The sequence below is a fragment of the Psychrobacter sp. NPDC078409 genome (assembly GCF_050268505.1).
In the GTDB taxonomy this organism is placed as follows: Bacteria; Pseudomonadota; Gammaproteobacteria; order Pseudomonadales; family Moraxellaceae; genus Psychrobacter.
Map to the genome: position 1 here is coordinate 233,031 of NZ_JBNNGW010000002.1, position 22,787 is coordinate 255,817.

Consider the following 22,787-nt stretch of genomic DNA (forward strand, 5'->3'; position numbering starts at 1 on the left):
GACTAAAAAATGACCGTATATGATTTACGGTCATTTTTCGCTATTAACACAGTAAGGTAAAATTGCTATATAAATTAGGCTTACTGTTTAGATGTCCTATCTTTATCCAAGTCAGCCATATAATTTTTGGTGACCGGATAAATAGACATCTGTATTATTTGCTTTACTGTTTTATGCGTTACTATCATCGCGGATGATCGCAATGGTGCATGATGACGGCTGCTGAACATAGCACTCAACCGTTGCTATCGCTAACTTCCCATCTGCTAACTTGTGGCCTACGTCGCCAGTCGTTTATCAACTTAAAGAAGTGATTATGCAATATCCCGCTTGGAAATACTTACTAATTGCCGTCGTGCTACTCGTTGCCGGTCTATATGCTGCCCCCAACCTTTACCCTGACGAACCTGCTGTGCAGATTACGAGCGCAGCAGCAGGAACTCAGCTATCTGAAGGCATCTTAACTGAGTCTCAAAGCTTACTCGAAGAGGCAGGTCTAGATAACCACGATGGTACGTTTGAGGGCAACAGCGCACTTGTACGCCTCAACAACCCAGTCGATCAGCTAAAAGCGCAAGAAGTGCTACGTCAAAACTTGGGCGAAGACTATGTCGTTGCCCTTAACCTAGCACAGACAACCCCGCAGTGGCTACGCGATATCGGTGCAAGACCGATGAAGCTTGGTCTCGATTTACGTGGTGGTGTACGCTTTGTACTCGAAGTCGATATGGACAAGGCGCTTGAACAGCGTTTGACCAGTGCCAGTCGTGATATGCGACGTGAGCTACGTGCTGAGCGAGTAGCAATCAAAGGTATCAAAACCGAAGATCGCGGCGTGGTATTGCATTTTGCTGATACTGATACTCGTAACCGTGCACAGAACGTATTACAAGGCTCGATGAGCAATACGTTCAACTTGCAGTCTTCTATTGATGATCAAGGTCCTGCATTGGTCTTATCGTATAACGATGCGACACTTGACGAAATCAATAGCTACGCGGTCAACCAGAACTTGACGACTCTACGTAACCGTATTGCTGAGCTGGGTGTTACCGAAGCTTTGGTACAGTCGCAAGGCGCTAGCCGTATCGTCGTTGAGCTACCTGGTGTACAAGATACCGCTGAAGCGAAACGTGTACTTGGTCGTACTGCAAACCTTGAGTTCCGTATGGTGGCAGAAGACGCCGACACCTATACTGGCGGCATACCTCCAGCAGGCACAGAAGCATTCCCATTCGAAACACTTGATGGCCCGCCTGTATTGTTAGATCGTCAAGCGATCGTCACTGGGGACAAAGTAACCAACGCGCAAACTGGCTTGGATGAAAGCGGTCTACCTGAAGTAAGTATTACCTTGGACAGTGCTGGCGGCAAGCTCATGCAGAACGCCACACGTACAGCTGTTGGTCAACAGATGGCTGTATTGTTCATTGAAAACAAACAGAGAATCACTTACGAAGAAGATCCAGCGACTGGTGAGACGACTGAAGTACGCACACCTTATGCTGAAACCAAAGTCATCAACCGTGCCAACATTCAAGCGGTACTGGGTTCATCGTTCCGTATTACTGGTCTAGATAGTAGTGCTGAAGCAGCCGAGCTTGCGCTATTGCTACGTTCAGGCGCACTTGCTGCACCGATGTACTTCGTAGAAGAGCGCACTATCGGTCCATCACTCGGTCAAGAAAACATCGATAAAGGATTGTTCTCTACGCAGGTCGGCTATCTATTAGTCTTCGCGTTTATGATTATCTTCTATCGTTTGTTTGGGGTAATTGCCAACGTTGCGCTAGCTGTTAACGTTATTATTATCATTGCCATTATGTCAATTTTGGGTTCATCACTTACCCTACCTGGTATCGCAGGTATCGTTTTGACCATTGGTATGGCAGTTGATGCCAACGTACTGATCTTTGAGCGAATACGAGAAGAGATTGCCAATGGTGTCCGGCCAAAATCAGCCATCGTGGCAGGTTTTGACCGGGCATTTAGTAGTATTTTTGATGCCAACATTACAACCTTATTGGTCGCGTTTATCCTATTTGCGATTGGTACTGGTCCGATTAAAGGCTTTGCGATTACGCTAGCTATTGGTATTGTCAGCTCGCTATTCACTGCAATTTTGGTGACACGTGCACTGGTACAAATTGCTTATGGTAAGCGTAAATCCATCAAAAGTCTGAGCATCGGTTAGGAGAATATTATGGCGATCGATAATAACAACCCTTTAGAACAGCAGAATAATCCTGATCGAAATGGCTCAAACGGTGACACGACCAATGCAAGTACGCGTCGCCGTAACAAACCGCGTCGTGATGGTAAAGGTAGCAATACTAAAACCAATAATCCTACTACTGCAAAGTCAGGTAAAAGCCCTAGTCATCGCGGCGGTAAAGGTCAAAATGCCAAGGACAGTCAAGCGCTGTCTACCGCTGTTGATTCTGACGTAATATCAGGTGACGCCGCTGATGATGCCGCAGCTGTCGCTGAAGGTGGCATCAAAGCGGTTGGCAACCAGCGTATCATTCCATTTATGAAGATAGAAAAGCCGATGGCACTACTATCTTTATTTATGGTGATCGGTAGTATCATTGCTATCGCGGTAAACGGTCTGAACTTAGGACTTGATTTTACTGGTGGTGTCTCAGCAGACGTTCGCTATGAGCAGCCTGTTGAGCAAGTTGCTGTTGTACAAGCATTGGCAGACAATGGCTTTGATGATGCGGTTGTACAGTATCTAGGTACTCGTGAAGAGCTATTGGTACGTCTACCTCCTCAGTCTGATAACGTCGATGGGCTAAGCGCAAATCTAACGCAAGCATTGGCATTACCTAGCAACACCGCTACGATTAGCAACGTAAATATCATCGGTAGCCAAGTTGGTAATGAGGTTTATCTAAACTCAGTCATGGCATTGGTATTGGCACTGGTATGTATGCTCGGCTATGTTGCCCTACGCTTCCAGTTCAAATTGTCTCTAGGTGCTGTACTGTCACTGTTCCATGATGCTGTCGTAACCATCGGTGTATTTGCACTATTCGGCTTTCCGTTTGATTTGACGGTGTTGGCTGCGGTATTGGCATTGATTGGTTATTCATTGAACGATACCATCGTTGTCTATGACCGTATTCGTGAAAACTTCCGCCGTGTTCGTGGAATTACGCCAGAACAGACGATTGATTTGTCATTGACCGAGACGCTACGCCGTACGATTATGACCATTTCAACTGTTTTGTTGGTCGTACTAGCCATGCTCTTCTTGGGCGGTGATGGATTATACTGGTTCTCAGTAGCTCTGTTTATTGGTTTACTTGCGGGTACTTACTCATCGACTTATATCGCCAGCTCGATTCCGCTACGCATGGGTCTGTCGCGTGATGACTTTATCGTAAAAGTAAAACCAGAGTTTGAAGAAGAAATCGTTACTTTCAATGATCCAAAAATGTTTGAGCAAGACAACGTCTAGTAAGGTATATTAGATGGATTGATACGTTGAAATAGCGTGTCATCAGTCTTTATAGACCTACTGATTGCACAGCTACAACGTTTAAATAAGAGCACCTGACTCATGAATAATGAGTCTAGGTGCTTTTGTCTTTATAGCTATTTTGTCTCTTATATTAAATGTCCTGCCTTACGAACTTATTATCATTTAACGAACATATCTCTTTATCGTTCACGCATAAACGAGTCACCCATGTCAGCTAATGCCGCAACTTCTCACGCGATGCCACCTATTGACACAAGCTATAAACGTATTGTCGCGATTGCACTGCCTGTGCTACTGGCCAATTTGGCCATGCCATTGCAAAGCGTGATTGATACGGCCATTGTAGGCAATATGAATGACACGGCGAAACTTGCTGGCATGGGTTTGGCCATACAGCTACTATCGCTATTGCTTGTTAGCTTTAACTTTTTGCAGTATGCATCATCTGGGCTTGCTGCGCAGGCATTGGGACAATTAGCTAATAATAGCAATACATCAACCATATCAGTGCCCACGCCTTTACTATCTATCTTACAGCGCGCTTTATTATTGGCATTTGTTATCGGAGCAATATTACTACTCGCAAAGCCATGGCTGATTGATTTTGGCTTACAAGCACTATCAGCCAATCCTGAGAGTGGCCGCGCAGCGAAAACCTACTTAGACGTACGCTTTTGGGGCGTGATCGCGGAGCTGATGAACTTTGCATTTATTGGTTGGTTTGCAGGACAAGGCAAGACACGTTATATGCTGTATCAGCAGGGTTTTATTGCCGTACTTAATATCGTACTGACTCTGTTTTTTGTATTTGCAATGCAGATGGGATTAGCTGGTGTCGCACTAGGAACCACTATTGCATTTTGGTTTGGAATACTGCTGGCACTGTGGTTGAGCCGTCAACACTTAAAAATATCGTGGTCTGTATTATTTAAAGCAGATCGACAGTATTTTACGAAAGAAAAAATGCTTAGGCTATTTTCTTTGAACAAAGATATCTTTGTACGTACTCTTATCTTAACGCTAAGCTTTGCTTGGATTACTCGACTATCTGCCCAAAGCGGTGATGTCATACTGGCTGCCAATGCTATTTTATTGCAAGTATTAAGCATATCTGCCTTCGCTTTAGATGGCGTCGCTGTCTCTGCTGAAACGTTAAGTGGACAAGCTGCAGGACGACGTGATTGGCCACGGTTTCGTATTATCGTCAAACGTACAGGCGTGGTTAGTTATGGCCTTGCTATCGTGTTAAGCGCTATTTGGTGGCTTGCAATGCCTACGTATTTGGGATTTATGACCAATATTGAGTCGGTGTTTACCCTCGCCTATGACTACCATTTATATGCCGTATTATTGCCTCTGGTTGGTGTTGGTGCCTATTGGCTGGATGGGATATTTTTCGGTTTGACGGCTGGTAGCGTGATTCGTAATGCGGCGCTGATACTGGCTGCTATTTTCTTCCCTTTGAGCTGGTTGCTCTATCAGCAATGGGATATGACAGGTATTTGGCTTAGCGTGTGGTGTCTATTATTATTAAGACTAATCATTCTAGGTGGGTTTTTGTACCGTGCTAATCAGACTGGCAGTTATGAGAAACTACAACCTGAAGCTTAGTTAATTTTATACTATGTTTGCTCTATCAATTTTCGATAGATCATTTTTATTAAGCTCGTTTTTCATTTTTTAATTTTACAGTAATACCGTTTGAATCAATAATTTTTATATCGATAAATTTATAAAAATATCATAAGAAAAATTTAGGATGTCATGTGAATACTCATTCAAATGAATTAAGCCACCAACATAAGAGTCATTACAACTGGGCTGAGGGCTTTAAGAAAAGCTTGCCCGTTGCTATGGGCTATTTGCCTGCCGGTATTGCCTTTGGTGTACTTGCACAGGTAGCAGGTATCCCGATATGGGCAACGATTATGCTCAGTATCGTTCTCTATGCTGGTGCAGCTCAATACGCTTGTCTGCCAATGCTGAGCGCTGGCCTACCGATTGGCAATATCGCCACCAATATTGCCGCGATTAATCTACGCCATGTATTCTATGGTATGCCGTTGCTACAGTATCTACCAAAAAATAAGCTGGCCAAAACATATTGTCTTTTTGCTTTGACCGACGAGACTTTTTCGATCATGACAAGCTTACCAAATGAGTCACGACGAGCGCTCATACTTCCTATCAGCCTCTTTAACCAAAGCTGGTGGGTACTCGCGAGTACGGTTGGCGTCATGATTGGTAGTACGCTCAGTGACTTGGTACCAAATTTAGATTTTGCTTTGGTTTGTCTGTTTGCGATTCTTGCTTATGAGCAATTTCAAAGTATCAAACGCTACTTCCCGATTGGTATTGCCGTGCTTGGCTTAATCATTGCCTCGCTATTTACCAGTGACTGGTTGCTACTAGTAGCCATCACTATCTGTATGTTTATGATTTTGGTACGTGGGTTTTGGATAGAGCGTCAAAAGACGGGAGACTCTTATGACCAGTAGTTATCTTATTTTTGCTATGCTTGCCATGGCAGCAGTGACCTTTATCACTCGTGCGCTACCCGCACTGATACCTAGAAAGCTGCTAGACACACCTTGGCTACATCGATTAAATGAGAGTTTACCATTATCAGTGATGGTGCTTCTAATTTTGACTAGCCTCTCTTATCAAGACATATCGACGACTGTTACTTTAAGTGATATCGAATTACATCTATTAATGGCACAAATCGGCGCACTTATTTTGGTATTATTTATTTATCATATCAGCCGTCAGCTTTTGGTCAGTATGGTTGTCGGTATTGCAGCAATCAATGGTCTGTTTTGGCTATTTAGCAGTTTTCTAGGCTAAAGCTGTTTTGTCCATTTATATAAACGTCAGTACCCTTAGCGATATTTTAAACATAAAAAAGCTAGATTCCATTTAGAATCTAGCTTTTTGTTATCTGAAAACAATGGCTTTAATAGGAATTAAAGCTCTTCTACACCCATCATATCAACTGGGGTATCAGCCACTATTTGTACGCCTTTTTTACCAGTTTTGGCAGTATCATTACGCTGCTCTTGCAGGTGATCAAGATACGCTTCATTGATCTGGCCAGTGATGTAGCAGCCGTTAAATACCGCACAATCAAAACCTTCCACTCGGCTATGTTTGGTATCTTTTACTGCGTCGATCAAATCATCCAAATCTTGGAAAATCAAACGATCGGCGCCGATGATATCACGTACTTCTTCGACACTATTACCTGAGGCAATAAGCTCGCTACGTACTGGCATATCAATGCCGTATACGTTTGGAAATTTCACTGGTGGCGCAGCACTGGCAAAAAACACCTTATTAGCACCAGCATCTCGTGCCATTTGAATAATTTCATGACAGGTCGTACCGCGAACGATAGAATCATCAACCAACAGTACGTTTTTGCCTTTGAACTCTAGCGGCACAGCGCTGAGTTTCTGGCGAACTGATTTTTTACGCTGCTGCTGACCTGGCATAATGAACGTACGACCGATGTAGCGGTTTTTCATAAACCCTTCACGATACTTGACGTTCATTTTTAACGCCAGCTCCATCGCTGAAGTACGCGACGTATCTGGAATTGGAATGACCACGTCGATATCATGATCCTCACCCCATTCAGCAAGGATTTTATCTGCCAGTTTTTCACCCATGCGTAGGCGTGATTTATAAACTGAGATATTGTCCATAATCGAATCTGGACGAGCAAAGTAAACATATTCAAAGATACAAGGCGTGTATTCTTTTTGCTCGACGCACTGATGCGTATGTAGCTTATGGTTTAAATCAATGAAAATTGCTTCGCCTGGTTTTACATCACGAACGATAGTAAAGCCAGAACCTGTCAATGCAACTGATTCAGAAGCGACCATATACTCAGTGCCGCCATTCGGTGCCATACGCTTACCAAAGATAAGTGGACGGATACCATTTGGATCGCGGAACGCCAGTAAGCCATGACCCGTGATTAAAGCGACAACGCCGTAAGCGCCTTCACAGCGTTTATAGACGGCTTTTACTGCTTCAAAAATATCATCAGCAGTTGGATGTGTTTTGCCTAGATTCTGCATCTCATGTGCCAATACGTTTAACAGTACTTCAGAATCTGAGTCAGTATTAAGGTGGCGACGATCTTCAATGTACAAAGATTTGGCCAAACTCTCAGCATTGGTCAAGTTACCATTGTGCGCAAGGGTAATACCATATGGTGAGTTAACATAAAATGGCTGCGCTTCAGCGCTGCTAGAAGTACCAGCTGTCGGGTAACGAACGTGACCGATACCGAACTTACCAACCAGTTTCATCATATGACGATTCATAAATACGTCACGTACCATGCCATTTTCTTTACGTAGATAGAGTCGCCCATCTTGCAAAGTGACAATACCTGCTGCATCTTGCCCGCGATGCTGTAGCATCGTCAAACCGTCATAAAGAATCTGATTGACTGGTTCGTGAGCTGCAACTCCAATGACTCCACACATAATAGCTATATCCTATTTTGACTCATACATTAGTACGACAATAACGGCAAACTTAACGACAGTATATTGCTAAAATCATTCACTGTCGCACGCCGCTAACCTGATGATATTGTAAGAAACTTAACGAGATTTTTCGATAATCTGTTTTTGATTATCAGTGACACGTGCAAACATTTAGAAGTATAAAAAGAAGTAAAATAATAGGCATTTAGATAAAATAATAGGCAATTAAACAATTACGACTGATTGACCTGATCCCAAGCCATGCCTAATACGTCCGATACTAGAGCCTTGCCCATCGGTGCATATGGCATTAGCTCAGGCGCTAGTACTGAGGTTTGCCACTGCGGCATCTGTACTAGCAATGGTGCACTGACGCTGAGTACAACCAAGACCATTAGTACGTTTTTGGCCGCACCTAATACGCCTCCCGCCATTTTGTCCAAGACGCCCAAACGTAAGGTTTTAAGCACGCCTGAGAATACAAACGCCATCAGATGCATGATTGCCAATATGGCAATCACTACCAATAAAAAGGCCATGGCCATCTGTAGTACAGGGTTTTGTACGATACCCGTTAATTGGGGCGACACCACTCCTGCCAGTCTAGTAGCAGCGATAAGGGCGATAAACCAACCTACCAAGCCTATTGCTGTTTTAATCAGTCCTACTTGAAAGCCGCGCCATAAGCCAATCAAGACAACGATAGCAATCACAATATCTAAACCACTCATGCTTTACGCCTTATTACCTTATTTATTGGATTAGCTTTCCATGGCATCGTAATAGCCACCGATTGCCTGAATGCAAGACTGCACCAGCCCAGGACCACGATAGATAAGCCCTGTATAGAGCTGTACCATGTCTGCGCCTGCTTCGATTTTTTTGACGGCTTTGGCACCACTATCAATACCACCTACGCCTATCAAAGCGACTTTACCATCTAACTGATCAGAGAATTGTTGCAAAATCTGGGTACTAATATGACTCACAGGACGACCGGATAGACCACCCATTTGATCACCATCACGCAAGTCTTCGACACCCACGCGGCTTAGTGTTGTATTAGTCGCTATCAGACCGTCAATCTCAAAGTCTATTAATTGCTGCGAGATATAATCAACTTGTAATGGCTCTAAATCTGGAGCAACCTTAAGCACTAATGGGACATAAAAACCATATTCAGTAGCTAACTGACTGTGACGGTTTTTGATCGTATCCATCAGCTGAGTCAGCGCTTCACCACTTTGCAAATCACGTAAGTTTTTGGTATTTGGCGATGAGATATTGACCGTGATGTATGAGGCATGCGGATACACACGCTCTAAGCAATACACATAATCATCAGCGGCTTGCTCTACCGGCGTATCGGCATTTTTACCAATATTGATACCGATATTGCCTTTATATTTGCAGCGTTTGACATTGTCGATTAGATAATCAACGCCTTCATTGTTAAAGCCCATACGATTGATAATCGCGTCTGCTTGCTTGATTCTAAACAGTCTGGGCTTGTCGTTGCCTACTTGCGGTCTTGGCGTGACGGTTCCTACTTCTATAAAACCAAATCCCAACTCAGCCAGCGCATCAATATAATCGCCGTTTTTGTCCATGCCTGCTGCCAGACCAACTGGGTTAGAAAACTGCAAACCCATACAGTCTGTTGGTTGCATTGACTGACCATACGCCAAGCCTAAAACACGCGCTTTATGCGCCTTATCCAATAAAGATAGCGTCATCTCATGGGCGTGTTCGGGATCCATATTAAACAAAAAAGGACGAAGTAAGGCATAAGACATAGTGATGGCAGACCCTGCTTGGAAGAAATAGTGAATAAAAAATGCGAATGAAATCGGGCGCAGCGATTATATCAGCTTAACAGAAATAAGAGCAAAGTTTCAGTCGCTAAATTTCTACATTTAAGCGGTAACCAATACTGATGAATCTCTACTAAATAACGATAAGCTGCAGCTTTCTAAGCTAAAGACATAGCACAAAGGTACTCTTAAACGTCTACGGTACTGGACGCCCATCAGTCAACGCAATCCAACCACGTATAATGCGATATAAATGCCAGATAAAGGTAAAGGTCATAATCAGTAAACCAAGCCCGGCCAATAATATTGAACCAATAGCGATATTGCCACTATCCGCCAACACGCTAACGCCAAAGCCGCCTAATGCAAAGGTAATCAAAATAATGCCAATGACGAACCAAACGATACTGTACCAAAAGGTCTTGATTTGCCAATCGAAATGCGTGGCTAACCATGAACCATTAGCATCATGGCGCTTGGCATAATTCATTACAATCGGCACAATCCACAACAGACCCGCAGTAAAGTAACTGATCACATATAAGAAATAAGTGATGTGGTTATAAGTAATCAAAGAACGGCGCTTATTGTTGCTCATACTGTCCCGCATTATGTGAGGTTTTCCTTACTGGTAATATTTTTATTCAATAGTCATATGATTAACTATTTAATGGAGCCGGATAAATGGCTTTTCAATGATACCAACGATAAAGCAGTATTTTGCTGTCGAGGATTGAGTGTCGAGTACTAAGCACACAGTGATATAAGTACTTAAAATTTCTATCACAGTCTGACGCGTTTTAGGAAGTAACCGTTGCTTGTACCTGAATAGATTTATTGGTCAGATCTTGCTGCATAGATAGCTGTGTAAATTGCCAACCTTGCTGTTCAAGCTTACCCAGTGCAGTGCTGACGACCGCTTGACTAGGATGCGTAAAGCTCAATTGCACTGCATCGCCAGTCGCAACCACCTGAGCACCTGCTATACCTGAGTTATTGAGCAGCGCATTGATACGACTAGCAGGCGGCATATCAGCCTCTCCAGTAGCGTTATTCCCAGTATTCAATGCACTACTATCAATATTACCTGCTTGAGCACGCAACCAAAAATAATCCGCCACTTGCTCCTGATAGTCGTCTTTACTATCGCTTGCTGCTTGATGAACGCTATAGCCACCATAGCCGCCAATAAATAATAGTAAAAATATAGACAATATAGCTAGCGCTAGTTGATCACGGGGAGGTAATGCTTGCCAGCGCGTCGTGAGTACATTTTGATAATTATTCATACGCTCTGACAATACATGAGCCTTAGTACTGGTTGCAGAGACAGCTGCATTACGTTTGGTACGGCGTTGTAATCGTTTCATGTTTTGACCTTTATTACCAATACCTTGATGAGTTACGACGCTGCCGCATTGCTTGCCATGTCGCTGCTTTCTACAATATTATTTTCTATCACCTTGACAGTGACTTGACCACTAAACCGACCTTGCTCATTACTATTCACTTGCGCAAGTTTGGCATTTAAGCCTTGTGCTACCAGTGTGCTCGTAAATTTATCAAGACTACTACGATCTGGGGCAATCAAGGTAAAACTGAGCGCTGATGGTTGCATTATCAGTGATTGTGCATGCAATGAAGACTGTTTAATTAATGGTGATATGCGTGATAGTGTGGCCATATGCGATGCAGGCGCTTGGCTATCGCTACGCAGTTTTGGTTGCAGCTGTACTTGCAGTTTAGTGCGCGTACTCAGTGGCTCATCGGCGAACCAAGACTGATACTGTGCTGCAATTGCAGTCTTGGTTGCTGCGGTCGCTTCATTATACTTATACCACTGCACACCATCGGTTGCCATTTGCAGCACTAACGCTGATAGCGCAACCATCATCGCCACTCGCAAATATGGTGATAGTTGTGAGTCAGTAGATTTCATAAAGAAATTAAGTGTGTGACGTTCGGGACTGTCAATTGGCTTAGGTACTGTAGGCAGGGTCGTCAGCAATAGCTGATGATCAGCGATCAGCGCTTTAGTTTGCGCTACTAAATCCATGGACGATGATGAATCTAGTGAATCGAGCGCTGCGTCAACAGGTGCCTCAATAGACGGCAGTACCATTACCTCACTCAAATGCGGGAAACGCTCAAACATTAGTGGTAAATAGCTGACAGCCATACCCTGACGCAATGATTGGCGCAGCAGCATAGTCTGCGAATCTTGATAAAGGGTCACTTGTTGACCTGCGCCCTCTTCTGGCGGTGGCAACAATAAAAAGTCTGGCAGTAACGCTACTATATTCATACCGGCTAGCTGCGCGCTTTGTTGCCATGCCTCAATATCGCTTTGTGCCAGTGCGTACAGTTGCGTCGTATCAGCATGGCTCAGTTGGCGGATGTTTAATTGCTCAATAGGCGTTAGTGAGGTTTCTTCAAATAGGTATTGCTTGCCGCTATTACCAAGCTGTTTAAGCTGAGTAGTATTGAGCGATGTCTCCACTTGCAACGCATGACTTGAGGGAAAATATAGACAAAGCGTCTTTTGGCTACTGGACTTATAGTTACCATAAATTGTTTGCAGCTGTTGCCAACCGTCAACCATTTGCCATTGCTGTACATCTTCGTGCCAGACAGCTAGCGGGCTATGCTGCGCTCGTAACCAAACATGTAACACTAAACGTGTCCTCAATTATTGCTGCGGTTATCAAAATATTGTTAATGACTGATGCGGTTTTTAAAAGCATTGGATGATTTTATATGATTGATAAAGGGCTGAACTTTGTATCAATACCATTTTAAATCCGTTATATTCAATCAATTATGCTCTAGTAAAACGTTCCTAATCAAAATATTAGAATGTCTAGTCTAATAAGGCTGGTCAGGAACAAAACGATCAACTTCCGTTGCCATGCCAGTCATCACAAACTCCATGTCAAACACTCTGGCTTCTGCTAAAGAGAACGATTCTGGATAATCACCTGTCAGCAATCCCGCGATATAGGCGACGATAGACATATGACAAACAACAACCAAACACTCAGCTTCAATATTGGCAATATCTATCAGAGCTTGGCGAGCATCGTCCGATGGCGTGATATTTTCCTGCACAGATGAGGCTACTTGCGGCGCGCACGACTGGAACGCAGATAAAGTCTGCTGCGCTCTAATATAAGGGCTAACCACAAAACGATCTGGGCTATAGTGAGTGGTCACATACTCTGCCGTTTGTGCTGCTTGCTGCCGACCAAAGTCCGTCAGCTGACGCGCGCTATCTGGGCATGTCTCGTCTTCTGCTTGACCATGACGTACTAATATAATTTTCATAACCTTCCTTGGAGCGCTAAGTTCGACTCTCTTAATACTTATTTTTAACGGTGTGTCTTACTTATCAGCATCGCTGTCTTTGCTTTTGGTATTACTGCCAGAGGTTTTCATATGAGCCGTAAGTGCTGCATTGCTATGATCATGCGCCATGACAAACTCAACATCGCTACGGAATCCTGCTTCCATTAAATGTAGCGCAACGCCTAGAGCCGCTTTGTCTTCATAAATGACTGCATAGAGCGCATGAGTAATTGGCATATAGATACCCGCTTTGGTCGCCTTTTCATGTACTTGCTGAATGGTGTTCACCCCTTCAGCGGTCTGTCCAAGCTTTTTGACCGCGGCATCAATACTCATACCGCGTCCAAGCATATTACCGATACGATAGTTACGACTTAGCTCTGAGCTACAGGTGGCGTACAAATCGCCCACCCCTGACAGACCTAAGAAAGTCAGTGGATTGGCACCTTCTTCAACGCCAAAGCGGCTCATCTCTGCCAAAGCACGAGTAAGAATCATCGCTTTAGTGTTCTCACCTACTTCATAAGCTGCCGCCATACCCATGGCAATTGCGTAGATATTTTTGAGCGCGCCGCCAAGCTCGACGCCGCGTATATCATCACTAGCAAATACTCTAAAGAAGGCACTATGTAATGCTGCTTGTACAGCATGACGCAATGGTTCCGACTCACTTGCGATAACCGTAGCAGACGGCATATTTTTCATGATTTCTATAGCGAGGTTCGGCCCTGACATGACGCCAAAGTTCACTTCTGGCAGCACTTCTTTGATGATATCACTCATCATGGCGAAGGTATCTTTTTCCATACCTTTAGTCAACGACACAATGGACTGACCACTGATAAAAGGCGCGATGTTTTTTAGCGTCTCGCGAAAAGCTAAACCTGGCACAGCAATAAAAATAATGTCTTTATCTTTGACACTTTCCGCTAAATCATGGCTGTATTTCAGTCGGTCATCAAGCTTATAGCCCGGTAGATACTTTTTATTGGTCTGTGTTTTGGCCATCGCTTTTACGGTACGCTTATTACGTACCCACAGCGTGGTATCACAGCCATTACGTGCGGCTAAATTTGCCATTGCCGTACCGAAGCTACCACCACCTAAAAACGCCAAACGCAGCTTGGTTGGATTGCTATGAATGTCGGCCATATCCTTTGCCACAGCTGATTCAACAGGGCTAGGGTTTGATTTTTTACGGCCGAGACCTGACTTGGTTGCTCGCTCAAGAATACCTGCAAGCATACCGTTCTGCTTTTCAGACGACTCTTTGTCCGTCTCATTGTTAGCACTGCTGTTGTTTTTATTACTATTGTTAGGGCTTGTCATGTTCTTTTATCCGTGTTGACTGACGTATTATCAATAGAATCTATCGGGCTCAGCTACTGGCCTTATTATCTTTGAATTACAACTTTGTGCAATTATAATCTTATTAATAGACAGCACTGAGCTACATTACGACTCGAAGCGAACTAACGGTTCGATATCGATAGGTTTACGTTTGGACTCATCCTTGGGACTTGTGCCAGTATAAACAAAAGCGGTCACATAATCATCTTCGCCTACACCGAAATACGCTTTTACTGCAGGCTCATTACACAGCAGCCCAGTGCGCCAAACCGTACTAAATCCTTGGGCTTTTAATGCCAAAATTAGATTTTGCACAGCAGCACCCGCACTTAGCATTTGCTCAAAAGGTGGCACTTTTTTGTGTTCTTGCATTTGAGTCACAGCCGTTATGATCAGCGGCGCTCGCAGCGGCATGTTTTGAGTTTTAGTGACGGTTTTTTCAGACAACTCTTCGCCATCTTCTAGCGCTTTTGCTTGGGCAGCTTCGAGCAAGGCACGGCCTAACTCGTGGCGCGCCTCACCTTGCGTCACGATAAACCGCCACGGACGCAATTTTTTATGATCTGGCGCAGTTGCTGCACATTCAATGGCAGACTCAATCTGCGCACGCGTCGGGGCTGGCTCATCTAGATTGCCCATGCTGCGTCTTGAATTTATCCAGCCTATCAGCTCATCACTGGTAGAGGAGATGTCATTTGCCGCTACGTTCTTCACAGACAGTTTTTTGTCTTCTACTTCTTGGCTTTCATTATCAGCATTGTCAGTTGTAGTCATTGTTTTATCCTTATTTATTATTATCTGTCACTACTTATTATTAATAATATCATTTTCTTATTTTTTAACAGTTATAGAGCAGTTGAGAGCTACACATAAACAGTCTCAACTCAGCGATAAACTACGCAACATCTTCGACTCGGTGGTCCATGCGTAGGTAGTCCTCTGACTGCATCTCAAGCAAGCGTGAACGAGTACGTTCAATCTCAAACGCCAATTTTTCTCCTTGATACAAGTCTAGAATCGGCTGCTCAGCCCGTACCAATAGTTTTACACGGCGATCATAAAACTCATCGACGAGATAAATGAAACGGCGCGTTGGATCACGCAAGTCGTCATCTAATGCTGGTACAGAGTCAACTAAAACGGTGCTAAATCGTTTGGCAAGCTCAATGAAATCAGCGGCTGATCGCGGCGCCATACAGAGATGACGGAAGTCACAGAATAAAATATCTTCGGTACAAGCGTTGATTTTTACTTCCCGTCCATTGATAGTAATGGGCTCTTTACTGATTTTCTGATTGTTCGACAAGCTCGCAAAACGGTTGGCTAACCAATGGTAGTTCGCCTTAGTAAGCGGCGCTTCGTATAGCTCAGCTTGTTGCAATACGCGCAGACGATAATCAATTCCAGAGTCGATATTCATGACCGTGGTATGACTCTCAACTTCCGCAATGGCAGGCATAAAACGGTCACGATGTAAGCCATCTTTATACAGTCCAGCTGGCTCAATGTTTGAAGTAGCAACCAAAGTAATACCGCGATTGAACAGCATAGTGAACAAATCACCTAATATCATGGCATCAGAAACATTAGAAACAAAAAACTCATCAAAACAGATGATAACCGCTTCTTTATAAATAATATCGGCGACTTTTTCGAGTGGATCGCTCTCACCTTGCAGTTTGTTAAGCTCTCTATGAACACGCTGCATAAAATGATGAAAATGCAGACGCATCTTGCGCTCGATGGTCAACGAGTCATAAAACATATCCATCATCCACGTTTTACCGCGGCCCACGCCGCCCCACATATAAAGGCCTGTTGGCGCGACTGGCTTAGATTTCAAAAAGCCAAAAAAACCTTTCTTTTGCGGTGCACTATTGATGAGCTGATGGTATATCTCATCAAGATAGCTCATGGCCTGAAATTGCTGCTCATCCCGAGTAAACTCATCTGTACTGACGGCTTTCTCGTAACGTTGCAATGGAGATAAACTCATAATACGACTCATCGTTGGATTAAATAAATATCAAAATAGTAGGGTAATTTAGCATAACGCTGGTGCTGCAAAGCAAGCCATGCTAAACCATATCAAAACGGAAACCATCAAGCTGAGTTAGGTAACAAATAAATCTAGCTGTCCTGCCCAAAGCTATGCTTGTCTAATAAACCCTTGAGCTCTGATAAGCGACCATGGAAGAAATGACCCGCGCCATCGACCACGCTGATTTCAATGCCTAATCGGTCTGCAAATGCCTGCATATTATCAGGTTCAATTACTTCATCCGCATTACCATAAATCTCAAAAGTTCTATCCGCAGGCAAATTAATATCAGTACTGTCGTTTTTTTCGACTGATGGTGCGATAAGGGCGATTTTCGTCACTTCAAAGTCACCCAGCCCCCATATATGTGCGGCCTCAAGCACTTGTTCAGCCACGCGTGCCGTGACATAGCCACCAAAAGAAAAACCACCTAACCATAGCTTTCGAGCATTGGTTTGTTCAGCAATCCATTGTAGCACGGTCATTGCATCGACCACTTCACCTTCCGCATAATCATGCTCGCCTGTCGATTGACCAACGCCGCGAAAGTTAAAGCGTACCACATGCATACCATTGTCGCGGGCAAAGCGATACATGGTGGTGACCACCTTGTTATTCATCGTACCATCAAACAACGGATTGGGATGGCACAGCAGCGCCACCGTGTCTGTATTTGGGTCATTAGGATTGTCATTTTGCCACAGTGCGTCAACCTCTAGCACGCCAGCAGGAGCAGGAATTAATTGCATAGTATTACTTATTAATAAAAAATGAATGACTCAATTATCCTAGATACAATTTATATTTCAAGTGATTTGCTGTGTACGGATGCGACTTGTTTTATTTTTAGTCAATAACGGTTGTCTACAGTTTTGCAATATTGCTGTTCTCAAGATATTAAACTGGTTTATATCTGGGGCAAGGTTCATCGGCAATATACTGGTAATACAGCACACAATAACTGTCTAGACAGGTAATATCTAGATAAGCTACATTCATAAAGCTTTGCCTATAGCTAAGACGTTCTGCTTATATAAATCAGGAATTATTTATGAATACTTTTAATAAAACTGCCAGTTTGACGGCAACGTTAGCGGCTGTACTTGCGTTGAGCGCTTGTCAAAGTACGCCTTCTTCACCAGTGATCCAGCGTGCCAACTCTATCTATGAGACAACCGGTATCGCTGATACCAAAGTTAAGGCACAACAAAATGCGATCGATAGTGCTCAAAAAACTTGTCGAAGCAAGCAAGTGATTATCGTTGATGATAATGTAAAGTATAATGGTATCTTAAACGAACGCACTGGCCGTATGGTTGGTCAAGTAGGTGCTGTCGTCGGCTCAATATTTGGCACGGGTACACCAGATTTGTCACGTAACGATGATTACGAATACACCATTAACTTCCGTTGCCAATAAATATCGTCAATACCATATAAATCAGATACAGTGTCAGGCTCACTCAGTCTACTATTTGTAGCAATTTCACTTGCCTTCCTTGTATCTGAATTATCTCAAACCGACTATATCTAGCTAAAAATATCTATCTACTTTTCTCTGCACGACAATCTCTTTTAGACGCAAACAGGTTTAGATCTAACCGCTAACATTAAGTGACATACAATTCTTCTCTGATTAAACAGCCAACAAACTACGATATAGATAATATATCAATCAAAGCTTGTTGGCTTCGCTTTTTGTGCTCTCCTTTTTAAGTTAAACTATCCGCTATCGTATTCAGCACATCCTCATCAGTCTTTATATTTTCATTATCTTTGGTCTAATATTATGCGCAAACCCAATCTTTCAAATATTAAACAGGCCAAAGTATTAGCACCTGCCAAAGATTTGGCCACTCTAGAGGCAGAACTCGCTGAGCAGGAAGACCATCTAGAGGATACAGTCCTACGCCTAAGTGATTACTTGTCAGCGGTTGAGATGGTCATTAAACAAACTTTTGACCATCGTGTCTGGGTAAAAGCTGAAATCCGTAATCTGTCGAGTAAGGGTGGTCACTATTATTTTGAATTGGCAGAAAAAGACGATGATGGCAAAGTAGTCGCCAGTTGCCGCGGCAATCTATGGCGTTTTAAAGCGGCTCGTGTATTAGCCAAGTTTGAGCGCGCGACTGGTATGCCGCTCGAGCGTGACTTGACCGTACTTCTTAAAGTATCGGCAGGATTCCATGCCCAGTACGGTTTTTCAATCACCATTGAAGATATCGACCCCAGCTATACGCTAGGCGACTTGGCACGGCAGTATGCAGAAATGGTCGATCGCTTAACAGGCGAAGGGCTATTACACCTTAATCAGCAGCTACCCGCTCCTTTTGATATCGAACATGTGCTGGTCATCGCTCCTGAAAAGGCAGCCGGACTGGGTGATTTTCAAGCAGATGCTGATCGCTTAGCCAGTACAGGTGCGTGTCAGTTCCACTACCATAATGCGACTTTTCAAGGCAATCATGCACCCGCTGAAATCCGCCAAGCCATCGTTAGCGCCCAGCAGCAGTTTTACGATACTTATCAGCGTCTACCAGACTTGTTGGTTATTATTCGCGGCGGCGGTGCGGTTGGTGATTTGGCTTATCTCAATGATTATGAGTTGGCCGCTCTGGTTGCTGAGCAGCCCGTCCCTGTCTGGGTGGGCATCGGTCATGAACGTGATAAAGTCATCTTAGATGAAGTAGCGCATACCAGTTTTGATACGCCTTCAAAGGTGATTGCTGCTATCCATAGCCATTTGGCCCAGCTCATCACTCAGACGCTACAATATCAAGCACAAATTAAGCAAGCGGCTCAGCGTCAATTGAATACTGCTGAGCAACAAACCGCACGCCAGTTAAGCCAAATGCAGTCACAAACGATTGGGCAGCTCACCGCTCTACGAAAAGACAGTGATTATGCATGGCGCAGTATTCAACAAAGTGCCCAGCGCCAAGTAAAGCAAGCAGTCAGACTGACGGCTGAGCAATACACACAAACGCAAACCTTAGCGCATCAACAGCTCGCAAAAGCCGCTACCAATAGCAGAAATCATCAAGAGACAGTAATGCAAAACGCACAACAGCAAATTGTGCAAGCACAGCGCGATAGCGAACATCTACGTGACATCGTGCTATTACATCGACCTTCTCGCGTACTCAAGCAAGGCTACACCATGCTCACGGATGCTCAAAACAAACAAACCCTCACTAGTAGTACCCAACTGTATCCTGAGCAAACCGTTAATATTATTTTAAAAGATGGCAACGCAAAAGCGCAGATTATCGATGTCAATATGGATAAAGAAGCGATAGAAACCTCAGGTACTCCAACTTGACCACGTAATAATATCTAACGATTACTCATCTACTTACCTTTAAAAATTAGGAAATTTTATGACTACCCCTACTCGCCGACGCAAAAAATCCGCCCCAAAAACCTTTAAGGCGGCTTACGATATCTTAAAAACCAATGCGGCGGAACTGCAACAACAAGACGAGCCTGATATTGATAATCTGATGACAACGGTCGAAGAATCTATTGCCGCTTATCGCGTTTGCGAGACTCGTATCAATGCTGTACAGCAAGCACTGGATGCGGCCTTTGCCGAAGAAAAATCTACCAGCAGTGTTGATAGTTAAACGAAAAACAGCCACTAGATAGCAGCTGTTTGGCCAAGCCAAGCGCATCAATCTCATTTGGCACATTTGGCAACGCAACAGTTTGATATTCTGTTTACTCTGGTTCATCAACTTCAAAAACTTGGCGCAGATAGGCAAGATACGTGTCGTTATTGATCATGGTCTTGCCTGGGCTATCAGACAGCTTGGCGACTGGCTGACCATTACACTCTACCAACTTGAGCACGATATTAATCGGCGTAATGCCCATGTCATTGGTCAGATTGGTGCCAATACCAAAGCTAGTTCTAATGCGACCTTTAAAGTATTGATGCAGCTCCCACGCCTTCTCTAAATCCAACCCATCGCTAAAAGTTAGAATCTTTGTTTTTGGATCTATTTTTAACTTTTCATAATGGGCAATCGCCTTATCGCCCCAGATGTAAGGGTCACCGCTATCATGACGCAGACCGTCGAATAGCTTAGCAAAATACAAATCAAAATCACGTAAGAACGCATCCATGCCGACTACGTCTGTTAATGCAATACCTAAGTCGCCACGATACTCATGCACCCACGCTTCAAGTGCAGCCTTTTGTGAGTCACGCAGACGCACATCTAATGCCTGAAACGCCTGCATAAACTCGTGCGCCATCGTGCCTATCGGCGTCATTCCTAGTTGCTTGGCCAAATACACGTTAGATGTACCACCGACTATTTTTGGCTCGGCTTTATGTAGTGTTTCCACTACATGTGCTTGCCAGCGTCGACTAAAGCGTCTACGTGTGCCAAAGTCAGCAACGATAAATGGCGGCGTATCCTGACCGTACTGAGTTTGCGCATCGGCATACTGATGTAATAGCGCTACTTTTGCATCGAGGCGACGTTGCCCTTCTTCTATCACGCTGTCATTAGATAGCGCATTAAAATACAGCTCATTGACAATAGCCAGTACAAATACTTCAAAAAACATCGCTTGAATCATTGGCCCTTCGATGTCGATAAACAGGCGACCTTTATCGTCTGTATTTACCGTAATAAAACGACGTTTTAGCTTAAACAATTCTAGATAATCAACGAAATCTGAGCGAATAAAGCGTAAGCTACGTAAGTACTCGAGCTCATCTGGCAAAAAGCGCAATTCGCATAAACTGTCTAACTGCTGCTCTAGATCTTTTTGGATATCAGCCAATGGATAGGCTGTATCTTTGTTATTACGGCAGCGAAAGCGATAAACACCATGGGTTTGCGGGAACTGATGCAGCATGGCTTGTAACATCGTAAATTTGTACAAATCATTATCAAGCAATGAAGTAATAATAGGTGCATAAGAAACGGTCATGCTATGGCCTTAAAAGTGCAAAATAAGAAACAAACGTCATTTGATAGACAAAGCGACATCATATGTGGACGATAAACAATACACGCTCATTCATTATGAGCCATCGATAAACCGTTCAGTATAACGAAGTTTGGTATTTATTTCAGAGTTCACTTTTGATTACCGTAAAATGATAGTGAAATGATTGCGATTAATAGTGACTGCCAGCACCACATTTGTATGTTCAACAGATCCTAAAACCATTCATAAAAATATCGTATAAGTCTATCCAGACAATCCATTCATAGGTGGTTATTACAGCTTACGCTTTTGCACTCATAAACTGCTCCACATAGTCATCAGCAGGATTGTGCCGCAACTCGCTTGGCGTCCCCGTTTGTATAAGTCGACCGCCATTTAGCATACTGATACGCTGACCTACTTTGACAGCTTCATCAATATCATGGGTAATAAATACAATGGTTTTGCTCAATCGTTCTTGCAATTCAAGTAGTTGGTCTTGCAGCTGAGCGCGAATGAGCGGATCAAGTGCAGAGAACGCTTCATCCATTAGCAAAATTGGATTGTCCGTTGCTAAAGCACGAGCCAGACCAACACGCTGCTGCATACCGCCTGAGAGCTCATCAGGGTAACTGTTTTCCAGATTGGATAGCCCTACTTCATTGAGCCAATGTTGAGCCGTTTCATGTCGCTCGTTTGCGCTCATCTTTCGGACACGCAGCCCATAAGCGACGTTTTGTATGACCGTCATGTGCGGCACTAAGCCGAAATGCTGAAAAACCATACTGACTGTCTGCTGACGATAATGCTGCAACTGCTTATCGTTGAGCGCTAAAATATTAATAGCGGTAGCAGAACTTTCTTTTACTGCCGTACTTGTATTATCTGTCGCTGATTGCCTATCAGCTGTTGTGTGAATTGTATGATCTCTATTCAAAGCAGTATCTACCCATATCTCGCCACTGGTCGGATCGATTAAGCGGTTAATATGGCGTATCAGCGTTGATTTTCCTGAGCCTGACAGACCCATGATGCAATGCAACTCGCCTGCCTTGATATCTAGATTTATATCATAAAGACCCACTGAATAGCCCGTTTGCTCTTTTACCTTGATACTATCCATACCCTCAGCCAGCAATGCCAATGCAGACTGTGCTTGCGTGCTACTGGCATTATAAATCTTACTGATATTTTTCAATTGGATATGATTCATCGGTGCTCTCACTATTCACGTGGTTTTTATCATTATGGCTTCGGTCGATTACCATGGGTTCAGTCGTATACCACTAGATAAT

21 protein-coding genes are annotated in these 22,787 nt (G+C 43.7%); 8 read left to right on the forward strand and 13 right to left on the reverse strand.

Annotation, left to right across the window (positions count from 1 at the left end; genetic code table 11):
- Positions 1 to 316: 316 nt before the first annotated feature.
- From secD to ACQKC9_RS04080, 5 genes are all read left to right on the forward strand, one after another.
- Positions 317 to 2,194 (forward strand): protein translocase subunit SecD, encoded by a 1,878-nt coding sequence (gene secD / locus ACQKC9_RS04060; protein WP_101205370.1) that lies wholly within the window; start codon positions 317 to 319, stop codon positions 2,192 to 2,194.
- A 9-nt stretch (positions 2,195 to 2,203) separates the two neighbouring features.
- Positions 2,204 to 3,466 (forward strand): protein translocase subunit SecF, encoded by a 1,263-nt coding sequence (gene secF / locus ACQKC9_RS04065; RefSeq protein WP_290176124.1) that lies wholly within the window; start codon positions 2,204 to 2,206, stop codon positions 3,464 to 3,466.
- A 231-nt stretch (positions 3,467 to 3,697) separates the two neighbouring features.
- Positions 3,698 to 5,101, forward strand: a complete 1,404-nt coding sequence (locus ACQKC9_RS04070; RefSeq protein ID WP_427620595.1) for an MATE family efflux transporter — start codon at positions 3,698 to 3,700, stop codon at positions 5,099 to 5,101.
- A gap of 155 nt (positions 5,102 to 5,256) precedes the next feature.
- Complete coding sequence (locus ACQKC9_RS04075; protein WP_427620596.1) at positions 5,257 to 5,988, forward strand: AzlC family ABC transporter permease; 732 nt, start codon at positions 5,257 to 5,259, stop codon at positions 5,986 to 5,988.
- A complete protein-coding gene (locus ACQKC9_RS04080) occupies positions 5,978 to 6,337 on the forward strand; it encodes an AzlD domain-containing protein (protein WP_427620597.1) in 360 nt (119 codons plus the stop codon). The genes ACQKC9_RS04075 and ACQKC9_RS04080 overlap by 11 nt, the downstream gene beginning before the upstream one ends.
- Before the next feature lie 119 nt (positions 6,338 to 6,456).
- On the opposite strand, the gene purF is transcribed toward ACQKC9_RS04080, so the two are convergent.
- From purF to ACQKC9_RS04135, 11 genes are all read right to left on the reverse strand, one after another.
- The gene (gene purF, locus ACQKC9_RS04085) at positions 6,457 to 7,992 is read right to left on the reverse strand and encodes an amidophosphoribosyltransferase (RefSeq protein ID WP_101205374.1); all 1,536 of its coding nucleotides are present in this window, start codon (positions 7,990 to 7,992) and stop codon (positions 6,457 to 6,459) included.
- Positions 7,993 to 8,228: 236 nt separating this feature from the next.
- Positions 8,229 to 8,726 carry a CvpA family protein gene (locus tag ACQKC9_RS04090; RefSeq protein ID WP_057759516.1) on the reverse strand — a complete coding sequence of 166 codons (498 nt, stop codon included), beginning with the start codon at positions 8,724 to 8,726 and terminating at the stop codon, positions 8,229 to 8,231.
- A gap of 30 nt (positions 8,727 to 8,756) precedes the next feature.
- Positions 8,757 to 9,791 carry a quinone-dependent dihydroorotate dehydrogenase gene (locus ACQKC9_RS04095; RefSeq protein ID WP_114700991.1) on the reverse strand — a complete coding sequence of 345 codons (1,035 nt, stop codon included), beginning with the start codon at positions 9,789 to 9,791 and terminating at the stop codon, positions 8,757 to 8,759.
- Positions 9,792 to 10,005: 214 nt separating this feature from the next.
- On the reverse strand, positions 10,006 to 10,407 hold the full coding sequence (locus ACQKC9_RS04100) for a DUF4870 family protein (RefSeq protein ID WP_427620598.1): 402 nt from the start codon (positions 10,405 to 10,407) through the stop codon (positions 10,006 to 10,008).
- Between the two features lie 202 nt (positions 10,408 to 10,609).
- Complete coding sequence (gene gspM / locus ACQKC9_RS04105; RefSeq protein ID WP_427620599.1) at positions 10,610 to 11,179, reverse strand: type II secretion system protein GspM; 570 nt, start codon at positions 11,177 to 11,179, stop codon at positions 10,610 to 10,612.
- Positions 11,180 to 11,211: 32 nt separating this feature from the next.
- On the reverse strand, positions 11,212 to 12,483 hold the full coding sequence (gene gspL / locus ACQKC9_RS04110) for a type II secretion system protein GspL (protein WP_427620600.1): 1,272 nt from the start codon (positions 12,481 to 12,483) through the stop codon (positions 11,212 to 11,214).
- Between the two features lie 191 nt (positions 12,484 to 12,674).
- Positions 12,675 to 13,133, reverse strand: a complete 459-nt coding sequence (gene sixA, locus ACQKC9_RS04115) for a phosphohistidine phosphatase SixA (RefSeq protein WP_427620601.1) — start codon at positions 13,131 to 13,133, stop codon at positions 12,675 to 12,677.
- A gap of 57 nt (positions 13,134 to 13,190) precedes the next feature.
- Complete coding sequence (locus tag ACQKC9_RS04120) at positions 13,191 to 14,483, reverse strand: NAD(P)H-dependent glycerol-3-phosphate dehydrogenase (protein WP_427620602.1); 1,293 nt, start codon at positions 14,481 to 14,483, stop codon at positions 13,191 to 13,193.
- Positions 14,484 to 14,609: 126 nt separating this feature from the next.
- Entirely contained in the window at positions 14,610 to 15,278 is a 669-nt protein-coding gene (locus ACQKC9_RS04125) for a nitroreductase family protein (RefSeq protein WP_427620603.1), read from the reverse strand.
- A 121-nt stretch (positions 15,279 to 15,399) separates the two neighbouring features.
- Positions 15,400 to 16,500 (reverse strand): cell division protein ZapE, encoded by a 1,101-nt coding sequence (gene zapE / locus ACQKC9_RS04130; RefSeq protein WP_102094775.1) that lies wholly within the window; start codon positions 16,498 to 16,500, stop codon positions 15,400 to 15,402.
- A gap of 134 nt (positions 16,501 to 16,634) precedes the next feature.
- The gene (locus ACQKC9_RS04135) at positions 16,635 to 17,294 is read right to left on the reverse strand and encodes an alpha/beta hydrolase (protein ID WP_427620604.1); all 660 of its coding nucleotides are present in this window, start codon (positions 17,292 to 17,294) and stop codon (positions 16,635 to 16,637) included.
- 302 nt (positions 17,295 to 17,596) lie between these two features.
- On the opposite strand from ACQKC9_RS04135, the gene ACQKC9_RS04140 reads away from it, so the two are divergent.
- The 3 genes from ACQKC9_RS04140 to xseB all read left to right on the forward strand — a co-directional run bounded on the left by ACQKC9_RS04140 (position 17,597) and on the right by xseB (position 20,171).
- Complete coding sequence (locus tag ACQKC9_RS04140; protein WP_427620605.1) at positions 17,597 to 17,965, forward strand: hypothetical protein; 369 nt, start codon at positions 17,597 to 17,599, stop codon at positions 17,963 to 17,965.
- A gap of 369 nt (positions 17,966 to 18,334) precedes the next feature.
- Positions 18,335 to 19,867, forward strand: coding sequence for an exodeoxyribonuclease VII large subunit (xseA, locus tag ACQKC9_RS04145; protein ID WP_427620606.1), 1,533 nt, complete (start codon positions 18,335 to 18,337; stop codon positions 19,865 to 19,867).
- Positions 19,868 to 19,925: 58 nt separating this feature from the next.
- A complete protein-coding gene (xseB, locus tag ACQKC9_RS04150) occupies positions 19,926 to 20,171 on the forward strand; it encodes an exodeoxyribonuclease VII small subunit (RefSeq protein WP_427620607.1) in 246 nt (81 codons plus the stop codon).
- 94 nt (positions 20,172 to 20,265) lie between these two features.
- Here xseB and pncB read toward each other — a convergent pair whose 3' ends face one another.
- Positions 20,266 to 21,492, reverse strand: a complete 1,227-nt coding sequence (pncB, locus tag ACQKC9_RS04155; RefSeq protein WP_427620608.1) for a nicotinate phosphoribosyltransferase — start codon at positions 21,490 to 21,492, stop codon at positions 20,266 to 20,268.
- Positions 21,493 to 21,793: 301 nt separating this feature from the next.
- Positions 21,794 to 22,705, reverse strand: a complete 912-nt coding sequence (locus ACQKC9_RS04160) for an ATP-binding cassette domain-containing protein (RefSeq protein ID WP_427620609.1) — start codon at positions 22,703 to 22,705, stop codon at positions 21,794 to 21,796.
- Positions 22,706 to 22,787 lie beyond the last annotated feature (82 nt).

What these genes read in the sequence shown, in the direction of transcription:
- secD (WP_101205370.1), top strand. Translation starts at nt 317, where the DNA reads ATGCAATATCCCGCTTGGAAATACTTACTAATTGCCGTCGTGCTACTC.
- secF (WP_290176124.1), top strand. Translation starts at nt 2,204, where the DNA reads ATGGCGATCGATAATAACAACCCTTTAGAACAGCAGAATAATCCTGAT.
- ACQKC9_RS04070 (WP_427620595.1), top strand. Translation starts at nt 3,698, where the DNA reads ATGTCAGCTAATGCCGCAACTTCTCACGCGATGCCACCTATTGACACA.
- ACQKC9_RS04080 (WP_427620597.1), top strand. Translation starts at nt 5,978, where the DNA reads ATGACCAGTAGTTATCTTATTTTTGCTATGCTTGCCATGGCAGCAGTG.
- purF (WP_101205374.1), bottom strand. Translation starts at nt 7,992, where the DNA reads ATGTGTGGAGTCATTGGAGTTGCAGCTCACGAACCAGTCAATCAGATT.
- ACQKC9_RS04090 (WP_057759516.1), bottom strand. Translation starts at nt 8,726, where the DNA reads ATGAGTGGTTTAGATATTGTGATTGCTATCGTTGTCTTGATTGGCTTA.
- ACQKC9_RS04095 (WP_114700991.1), bottom strand. Translation starts at nt 9,791, where the DNA reads ATGTCTTATGCCTTACTTCGTCCTTTTTTGTTTAATATGGATCCCGAA.
- ACQKC9_RS04100 (WP_427620598.1), bottom strand. Translation starts at nt 10,407, where the DNA reads ATGAGCAACAATAAGCGCCGTTCTTTGATTACTTATAACCACATCACT.
- gspM (WP_427620599.1), bottom strand. Translation starts at nt 11,179, where the DNA reads ATGAAACGATTACAACGCCGTACCAAACGTAATGCAGCTGTCTCTGCA.
- sixA (WP_427620601.1), bottom strand. Translation starts at nt 13,133, where the DNA reads ATGAAAATTATATTAGTACGTCATGGTCAAGCAGAAGACGAGACATGC.
- ACQKC9_RS04120 (WP_427620602.1), bottom strand. Translation starts at nt 14,483, where the DNA reads ATGACAAGCCCTAACAATAGTAATAAAAACAACAGCAGTGCTAACAAT.
- ACQKC9_RS04125 (WP_427620603.1), bottom strand. Translation starts at nt 15,278, where the DNA reads ATGACTACAACTGACAATGCTGATAATGAAAGCCAAGAAGTAGAAGAC.
- zapE (WP_102094775.1), bottom strand. Translation starts at nt 16,500, where the DNA reads ATGAGTTTATCTCCATTGCAACGTTACGAGAAAGCCGTCAGTACAGAT.
- ACQKC9_RS04135 (WP_427620604.1), bottom strand. Translation starts at nt 17,294, where the DNA reads ATGCAATTAATTCCTGCTCCTGCTGGCGTGCTAGAGGTTGACGCACTG.
- ACQKC9_RS04140 (WP_427620605.1), top strand. Translation starts at nt 17,597, where the DNA reads ATGAATACTTTTAATAAAACTGCCAGTTTGACGGCAACGTTAGCGGCT.
- xseA (WP_427620606.1), top strand. Translation starts at nt 18,335, where the DNA reads ATGCGCAAACCCAATCTTTCAAATATTAAACAGGCCAAAGTATTAGCA.
- xseB (WP_427620607.1), top strand. Translation starts at nt 19,926, where the DNA reads ATGACTACCCCTACTCGCCGACGCAAAAAATCCGCCCCAAAAACCTTT.
- pncB (WP_427620608.1), bottom strand. Translation starts at nt 21,492, where the DNA reads ATGACCGTTTCTTATGCACCTATTATTACTTCATTGCTTGATAATGAT.
- ACQKC9_RS04160 (WP_427620609.1), bottom strand. Translation starts at nt 22,705, where the DNA reads ATGAATCATATCCAATTGAAAAATATCAGTAAGATTTATAATGCCAGT.